This window comes from Inquilinus sp. (genome assembly GCF_057815775.1).
Genome location: NZ_JBYRFX010000151.1, coordinates 1 through 7,945 on the forward strand (window position 1 = coordinate 1; position 7,945 = coordinate 7,945).

The following is a 7,945-nucleotide window of genomic DNA, read 5'->3' on the forward strand; positions in this document are numbered from 1 at the left end:
TGAAGGTGCGCCCGTCCGGCACCACCCGCTCGCTGCGCACCGCCATGCTGCCGTCGATCACGCCGTCCTGGGTGATGAGCCCGGCCAGGAACATCTCGGCCAGCACCTCGATGATGCCGGAGCCGCAGATGCCGGTGACGCCGGTGCGGCGCACCGCCTCGGCGAAGCCCTCACCGTCCGACCACAGGTCGCTGCCGATGACGCGGAAGCGCGGCTCCAGCGTCTCGCGGTCGATCCGCACCCGCTCGATTGCGCCCGGCGCCGCGCGCTGGCCGGAGGAGATCTACGCGCCTTCGAAGGCCGGGCCGGTCGGGCTGGAGCAGGCCAGCAGCCGGTGCTTGTTGCCCAGCACGATCTCGGCATTGGTGCCGACATCGACGATCAGTCGCAGGTCGTCGGATTTGTGCGGTTCTTCCGACAGGATCACCGCGGCGGTGTCGGCGCCGACATGGCCGGCGATGCAGGGCAGCACATAGACCCGGGCGTTGGGGTGGACCTTCAGGTCGATCTCGGTCGCCCAGATGTTGATCGCCTGGTCGGTGGCCAGGGCGAAGGGCGCGCCGCCCAGCTCGATCGGGTCGATGCCCAGCACCAGGTGATGCATGATCGGGTTGCCGACCAGCGTCACCTCCAGCACGTCCTCGACCTCCAGCCCCACCTGTGCGGTGACGTTGGCGGCCAGGTCGTTCAGCGCGCCGCGCACCGATTCGGTCAGCGCCTTGTCGCCGCCGGGGTTCATCATGATGTAGCTGACCCGGCTCATCAGATCCTCGCCGAAGCGGATCTGCGGGTTCATGGCGCCACCGGAGGCGACGACCTCGCCGGTCTCGATGTCGCAGAGGTGGCAGGCGATGGTGGTCGAGCCGATGTCGTAGGCCAGGCCGTAGATCTTGTCGCGGAAGCCAGGCCAGACGGCGAGCAGGCGCTTCACCCGCTGTTCGCGCACCGCCACGGTGCAGGTCCAGGCGCCCTCGCCATTCCCCTGGGCGCCCGGGCCGCGCAGAGCCTTCTGCAGCCGCTGCACCACCCGCAGGTCGCAATCCAGGCCGGTGATGCCCCATTGCTCCGCCAGCGCCTCCTCAAGCCGGCGCAGGTCGCCGGAGGGGTCGTGCATGTCGGGCTCGCGCACCTCGACGTAGTACAGCTTGACCGCGGGATCGACCTCGATGATGCGGTGCTCGGCATCCTTGCGGACGACCTGCTTGTGCACCTGGCTTTCGGCCGGCACGTCGACCACCAGGTCGCCCTGGATCAGGGTCTGGCAGGACAGCCGCCGGCCGGGCTTCAGCCCGCGCTTCTCGGCGTAGCGCAGCTCGGCCGCCCCGGCCTCGGAGGCATGGCCGGCGCGGGATTCGATGCCGTGCTTGGCGAACTGGCCGTCGCCGATCTCGACCTGGCAGCGGCCGCAGATCGACCGGCCGCCGCAGACGCTGTCGACATCGACACCGAGCGACCGCGCCGCCTGCAGCAGCGGCGTGCCCAGCGTGAAACGGCCCCGCCGGCCGGAGGGCGTGAAGACGACCAGCGCCGTCTGCGTCGCGTCCTGGCCCGGCTGCGCTGCATCGATCATGTTCATCGCCAAACCTGCTATCCCTGCGGTGCCCCGGCCGAGACGCCGCCCGTCACATCACTGCGCCCGCCGCCGGCGCCCTTCCCGGCCGCCGCGCGCGCCGCCGGCCTCGGCGCCCTCGGGCGCGGGCTCACGATACTGGCGGATCCAGCGGGCGCAATGCGGGTCGTGCCCCATCATCGTGTCGGCGCCCAGCACCGCCTGCAGGCTTTCGGCATGCAGCGGGTTGGTGATGGCCGAAGTCATGCCCGCGCCGATCGCCATGGTCAGGAAGGCCGCGTTCAGCCCGTGGCGGTTCGGCATGCCGAAGCTGACATTGGAAGCGCCGCAGGTGGTGTTGACCTTCAGCTCCTCACGCAGCCGGCGGACCAGCGCGAACACCTGCCGCCCGGCAGTGTTGATGGCGCCGATCGGCATCACCAGCGGGTCGACGACGATATCGGCGTAGGAGATGCCGTGGTCGCGCGCCCGCTCGACGATCTTCTTGGCGACGGCGAAGCGGACGTCCGGATCCTCGGAGATGCCGGTCTCATCGTTGGAGAGGGCGACGACGGCGGCGCCGTATTTCTTCACCAGCGGCAGCACGGTCTCGAGCCGCTCATCCTCGCCGGTGACGGAATTGACCAGGGGCTTGCCCTTGTAGACGGCCAGCCCGGCCTCGAGCGCGGCGACGATCGAGCTGTCGATCGACAGCGGCACGTCGGTGATCGACTGCACCAGCTGGATGCATTCGGCCAGGATGCGCGGCTCATCCGCCAGCGGGATGCCGGCATTGACGTCCAGCATCTGGGCGCCGGCGGCGACCTGGGCCAGGGCGTCGGACTGGACCCGGCTGTAGTCGCCGGCCTTCATCTCCTCGGCCAGGATCTTGCGGCCGGTCGGGTTGATCCGTTCCCCGATGATGACGAAGGGCCGTTCGAAGCCGATGGCGAGTTCTCTGGTCGCCGAGCTTATCACCGTGTCCGTCATGCCGTGACCGCCTTGCCTGGAGGTTCGATAGATCGACGCTAGGCGGAATGGCGGGCCGGGGATCGTCTTGCAGCGGCATCGCCTGCCACAAGCGCGTCAGGGGACCTCAGCCCGCGGTCCCGCCGCTCTCGACCAGGGCGCGCAGCCGGGCGTCGTCGTAGTCCGCCTCGATCCGCGCCGCCGCCGCGTCGGCCTCGGCCTGCAGGTCGTCGCCGCACTCGACCGGTTCGGATTTCTTCCATTCCTCGAGATAGGCGTCGGCGTCGCGGGCCTTGCCGCGCATGGCGGCGCGGTCGATGGCGTCCTGGAAGCGCTGCGACAGCAGCACCTTGGCCTGGTCGCGCCGGCCGGCCTTGGCGGTGACCTGGCTGGGGATGTCGCGCCAGGAGACGATGATGAGCTGCGCCATGAGACTTCTCGATTGCTGGTTGATCAGACAGCGGCGGTCACGAACCCCGCGAATTCGCCATAGCCGGTGAAGCGGTATTCATAGGCCAGCCCCAGCCGCTGCGCCGCGGCCCGCGCTTGCGTCTGCAGCGCCGGATCCTCGGTCTGGGCGAGGTAGATCACGCGCCGGTAATTGCCGAAGAACATCGGCAGCAATTCGGGATGGCGGTCGAGGCCCATGCCTTCGATCACCAGGACCTGGAAGTGGCGGGCCAGGAAGTCGGTCAGGAAGAAAGATCCCGGGTCCTCCTCCATCAGCCGGTCGAAATCGGCCGCGCCGGCGAAGAAGGAATAGCAATGCGGGCCGCCGATCCGCTCCACCCCCTCCTCAGCCAGCACCCGGTCGATGCCGCCGCCGGTGCCGCAATCGGCATAGGCGACACGGATCTGGGTCCAGCCCAGGGCGCGGGCGGTGCGGATGCGCCGGCGCAGCCGGTCGGGGATGCGCTCGGGCCGGTTGTGCAGGATGGCAGGCAGGCAGGTGACGGCAACGCGGTCGGCGATGCCGTTGGCGCGGATCACGGCCAGCGTCTCGCGCGCCAGGGCACCGCAGGCGATCAGCAGGGTGCGGCCCGGGCCGGGGGCGACCCCGGCCGCCCCGAAGCGTTCCTGGCCAAACCGCTCGGGCGTCAGCCCGCCACGGCCTTCGCCTGGTTGTGCTTGCGCCGCATGAAGTCCTTGGCCGTCTCCACCGCCACCGCCGCGTCGCGGCAATAGGCGTCGGCGCCGATTTCCCGTGCGAATTCTTCGTTCAGGGGCGCACCGCCGACGAGCACCACATAGTCGTCGCGGATCCCCTGCTCCTTCAAGGTGTCGATGACGACCTTAATGTAGGGCATGGTGGTCGTCAACAGGGCGGACATGCCGACGATGTCGGGCTGGTGCTCCTCGATCGCCTTCAGGTAGTTCTCGACCGGGTTGTTGATGCCGAGGTCGATGACCTCGAAGCCGGCGCCTTCCATCATCATCGACACCAGGTTCTTGCCGATGTCGTGGATGTCGCCCTTGACCGTGCCGATCACCATCTTGCCGACCTTGGGCGCGCCGGTCTCGGCCAGCAGCGGCCGCAGGATGAACATGCCCCGCTTCATGGCGTTGGCGGCCAGCAGCACCTCGGGCACGAACAGGATGCCGTCGCGGAAATCGACGCCGACGATGCGCATGCCCTCGACCAGGGCCTTGGTCAGCACGTCATAGGGCGTCCACTTGCGGGCCAGCAGGATATTGACGCTCTCGACGATCTCGTCGGCGAGGCCGTCATAGAGGTCGTCCCACATCTGCTCGACGAGTTCCTCGTCGTTCAGCGCATTGAGGTCGATATCGTCATTCGCCATGAGGTCCTCGATCGCCGGCTGCACTGCTGACTTGCCACGGGTTACATTTAGCCGGGATGGCGGGTCCGGTCGCTAGCCTGGAACCGACCCCGACTGCGGAGGCGGCGACACACACCGTCCCCAGGGCACCGGCCACCGCGGCATCGCCGCCCTTGCCAGCGGCCGCCGCCCCCCGGATGATAGGATCTTGCTCCGGCCACACGGTTGCCATGGACCTCCAGGATTCGCTGCTCAGCTTCCTCCGCCACTTTCCGCGGACGGACGACACCACCCTGATCATCCTGAAGGGCCATCTGCTGCTGGAGGAGGAGATCAACAACCTGCTGCACGAGATGCTGGCGAACCCGGCCGCGCTCGACGGGCTGCAGATCAATTTTTTCATCAAGACGCAGTTCCTGCGGGCGCTGATCAAGAACGAGACGCTCGACAACATCCTGGATGCGGCGGAGAAGCTGAACCGGCTGCGCAACCGCCTGGCGCACAACCTGGAACCGTCGGGCGTCGAGGCAGCGATCCGCGACTTCGTCACCGGCGCCGACGGCCGCATCCTGGGCGGCGAGGCCTCACCCGACCAGCTGCTGAAGCGGCGCATCGCCTTCCTATGCGGCCAGCTGCTGCGGTTCCGCACCGAATACCGCGCCGCCCGGCAGATCCTGAAGACCCGGGTCGGCGTGCCCAAGGTGAAGGGCAAGAAGGCCTGAGCAGCGATCATGCCCGGATGGAAGAATCGCGGCGGCGGCAAGCGCGACCCGGACCGGATAGCCCGGGCGGTCGAGGCCGATGGACGCCGGCAGGATCGGCGGGCGAAGACGGCCCGCCAGGCGCAGGAGGCCGAGCGCAATGCCCTGGCCCTGGGCCTGATGGCCGACCAGATCGCCGATCGCGACGGCAAGCCTGAGACAGTGCCGGATGACCCGGAGACCAATCCCATTCCCAAAGACGGCCCGGCGCGGGATAGTGTGTGAATGCGGATCGACGTCTTCTTCGATGTGGTGTGTCCCTGGTGCTATATCGGCAAGCACCGGCTGGCGCGCGCGCTCGCCCAGCGGCCGCTGCCCGGCCTTGAGATCCGCTGGCAGCCCTTCCAGCTGAATCCGGAGATGCCGAAGCTGGGCGTGGACCGACAGAGCTACATGATCGCCAAGTTCGGCGGGCGCGAGCGGATGCGGCAGATCAACACCGTGGTGGCCGAGGCGGCGGGCAAGGAAGGCCTGCCGATGAACCAGGGCATCATCCGCCGGACCCCGAACACGGTCGAGGCGCACCGCCTGATCCGCCATGCCGGCGAGCTGGGCGAGGCCGATCGTATGGTCGATGCGCTGTTCCACGCCTATTTTGCCCAAGGGCTTGACGTCGGCGACCGCGCGACGCTGGTCGAGATCGCCGTCGAGATGGGCTTCGACCGCAAGCGGGTGGGCGGCGTCCTGGCCAGCGAGATGGGCATCGCCGAGATCCAGGCCGCCGACCTGCGGGCCCGCCAGCTCGGCATCCAGGCCGTGCCCTGCTTCGTCTTCGACGGCCGCTACGCTGTATCAGGCGCCCAGGAGCCGAGCGCCTTCCTGCCGCTGCTGGACCTCGCCCGAGAACACGCCGTGTCGGCGCCGCTGTCGGAGCGGGCTTAGCCGCCGCGTAGCGGACTTAATCTGCGGATGCCCGATTTTCGAGGGAAGATTGGCTGTACGCCACCTTCCATTGTCATGCCACGGCTTGACCGTGGCATCCAGGGGCGGCCAGAACGGCTCTCGATGGCCCCTGGATTGCCCGGTCAAGCCGGGCAATGACAATAAAAACCTAATTATCGCTGCGGTTTGTGCCCCGTACTCGCGCTGACGCCTGTCGTCCGAGATCGGCGATATAGGCTTCCAGCTCGTCTTCGCTGATCTCGCGATACCGTCCCTCACGGATATCTTTGAAACCGGCCTCCGCTGCAGCGCGCAAGCGGTCAAGATCCCAGCCGTGAATGTCGTTCCCGTCCGCCATGCTGAGCCCCCTACCCCGCCAGATCCGCCAGGCGCTGCACCAGTTTCCGAGCGCCGGTGACGCGGTCCTGCGGGGTTTCCCAGCCGCGGGCATAGACCAGCTTCTGGTCGGGCCGGACCTTGATCGCCCCGGCGATGCGCTGGATGAAGCCGATCAACTTGTCCGGCTTGGCGAACTGGTTGTCGCGGAAGCCGACCACGGCGCCCTTCGGCCCGGCATCCAGCCGTTCCACCCCGGCGATGCGGCACAGCCGCTTGATCGCCACCAGCTCCAGCAGGTTCTCGACCTCCTCCGGCAGCGCGCCGAAGCGGTCGATCAGCTCGGCGGCGAAGCCATCCAGCTCGGCCTGGCCTTCGAGGGCCGAGATCCGGCGGTAGAGGTCGAGCCGGATCTGCAGGTCGGCGACATAGACCTCCGGGATCAGCACGGGCACGCCGAGATTGATCTGCGGCGTCCAGCTGTCGGCCAGGTCCTCCACCGCGCTGACGCCGGCGCGGGCGGCCCGCACCGCCTCGTCCAGCATCTGCTGGTACAGCTCGGCCCCGACCTCGCGGATGTGGCCCGACTGCTCCTCGCCCAGCAAATTGCCGGCGCCGCGGATGTCCATGTCGTGGCTGGCCAGGGTGAAGCCGGCGCCCAGCGTGTCCAGCGTCTCGATCACATGCAGCCGCTGCTGCGCCGTCTTGCTCAGCGCCTTGCGCGGGCCATAGGTGAGGTAGGCATAGCCGCGCAGCTTCGACCGGCCGATGCGGCCGCGCAGCTGGTACAGCTGGGCCAGGCCGAACAGGTCGGCCCGATGAATCACCATGGTGTTGGCCGACGGCACGTCCAGGCCGGATTCGACGATCGCCGTCGCCAGCAGCACATCGAACTGGCCGTCGTAGAAGGCGCTCATCACCTCTTCCAGCTGGGTCGCCGCCATCTGGCCATGGGCGACGGCGATCTTAACCTCCGGCACCAGCTCCTGCAGGGTGCGGTGCGCTTCGCCCAGATCTTCGACCCGCGGGCAGACATAGTAGGTCTGGCCGCCGCGGAAATGCTCGCGCAGCACCGCCTCGCGGATGATCACGGGGTCGAAGGGCAGCACGAAGGTGCGCACCGCCAGCCGGTCGATCGGCGGCGTCGTGATCAGCGACAGCTCGCGCACGCCCGACAGCGACATCTGCAGCGTGCGCGGGATCGGCGTCGCGGTCAGCGTCAGCACATGCACGTCTTCGCGCAGCGCCTTCAGCTTCTCCTTCTGCTTCACCCCGAAATGCTGCTCCTCATCGACGATGACGAGGCCGAGATTCTTGAACGACACCTGCTTCGACAGGATGGCATGGGTGCCGACCACGATGTCCATGGTGCCGGCCGCCAGCTCATCCCGCACCAGCTTCGCCTCCTTCGGCGTGACCATGCGCGACAGCTGGGCGACGCGCAGCGGCAGGCCTTTGAAACGTTCGGAGAAGGTGCGGAAATGCTGGCGGGCCAGCAAGGTCGTCGGCACCACCACCGCGACCTGGACGCCGTTGGCGGCGGCGGCGAAGGCGGCGCGCAGCGCCACTTCGGTCTTGCCGAAGCCGACATCGCCGCAGACCAGCCGGTCCATCGGCCGGCCGGACTGCATGTCGTCCAGCACCTCGTCGATGGCGCGCTGCTGGTC

General features: G+C 68.3%; 9 protein-coding genes and 1 pseudogene. 3 read left to right on the top strand and 7 right to left on the bottom strand.

The features are described from left to right. The 5 genes and pseudogenes from AC3XYG_RS05470 to AC3XYG_RS05490 form a co-directional block, all read right to left on the bottom strand. A pseudogene (locus AC3XYG_RS05470) lies at positions 1-1,576 on the bottom strand (ASKHA domain-containing protein); the annotation flags it as partial. A 51-nt stretch (positions 1,577-1,627) separates the two neighbouring features. Further along, positions 1,628-2,539 carry a methyltetrahydrofolate cobalamin methyltransferase gene (locus AC3XYG_RS05475; RefSeq protein WP_489138803.1) on the bottom strand — a complete coding sequence of 304 codons (912 nt, stop codon included), beginning with the start codon at positions 2,537-2,539 and terminating at the stop codon, positions 1,628-1,630. A gap of 106 nt (positions 2,540-2,645) precedes the next feature. Next, on the bottom strand, positions 2,646-2,948 hold the full coding sequence (locus AC3XYG_RS05480) for a virulence factor (protein WP_489138804.1): 303 nt from the start codon (positions 2,946-2,948) through the stop codon (positions 2,646-2,648). Positions 2,949-2,971: 23 nt separating this feature from the next. After that, entirely contained in the window at positions 2,972-3,700 is a 729-nt protein-coding gene (locus AC3XYG_RS05485) for a DUF1638 domain-containing protein (protein ID WP_489138805.1), read from the bottom strand. Further along, positions 3,616-4,320 (bottom strand): cobalamin B12-binding domain-containing protein, encoded by a 705-nt coding sequence (locus tag AC3XYG_RS05490; RefSeq protein WP_489138806.1) that lies wholly within the window; start codon positions 4,318-4,320, stop codon positions 3,616-3,618. Before AC3XYG_RS05490 ends, AC3XYG_RS05485 begins: the two co-directional genes overlap by 85 nt. A 209-nt stretch (positions 4,321-4,529) precedes the next feature. Here AC3XYG_RS05490 and AC3XYG_RS05495 point away from each other — a divergent pair, with 209 nt between their 5' ends. Genes AC3XYG_RS05495 through AC3XYG_RS05505 form a run of 3 tightly spaced genes read left to right on the top strand, consistent with a single transcriptional unit; the run spans position 4,530 to position 5,942 of the window. Further along, on the top strand, positions 4,530-5,021 hold the full coding sequence (locus tag AC3XYG_RS05495) for a hypothetical protein (protein ID WP_489138807.1): 492 nt from the start codon (positions 4,530-4,532) through the stop codon (positions 5,019-5,021). A 9-nt stretch (positions 5,022-5,030) separates the two neighbouring features. Next, the gene (locus AC3XYG_RS05500; RefSeq protein WP_489138808.1) at positions 5,031-5,285 is read left to right on the top strand and encodes a hypothetical protein; all 255 of its coding nucleotides are present in this window, start codon (positions 5,031-5,033) and stop codon (positions 5,283-5,285) included. Then, entirely contained in the window at positions 5,286-5,942 is a 657-nt protein-coding gene (locus AC3XYG_RS05505; protein ID WP_489138809.1) for a DsbA family oxidoreductase, read from the top strand. It abuts the gene before it with no gap. A 169-nt stretch (positions 5,943-6,111) separates the two neighbouring features. On the opposite strand, the gene AC3XYG_RS05510 is transcribed toward AC3XYG_RS05505, so the two are convergent. Together AC3XYG_RS05510 and AC3XYG_RS05515 are read right to left on the bottom strand one after the other, a co-directional pair. Further along, positions 6,112-6,300, bottom strand: coding sequence for a hypothetical protein (locus AC3XYG_RS05510; protein ID WP_489138810.1), 189 nt, complete (start codon positions 6,298-6,300; stop codon positions 6,112-6,114). A 10-nt stretch (positions 6,301-6,310) separates the two neighbouring features. Then, positions 6,311-7,945, bottom strand: a 1,635-nt coding sequence (locus tag AC3XYG_RS05515; RefSeq protein ID WP_489138811.1) for a DEAD/DEAH box helicase, incomplete at its 5' end; no start/stop codon positions are given.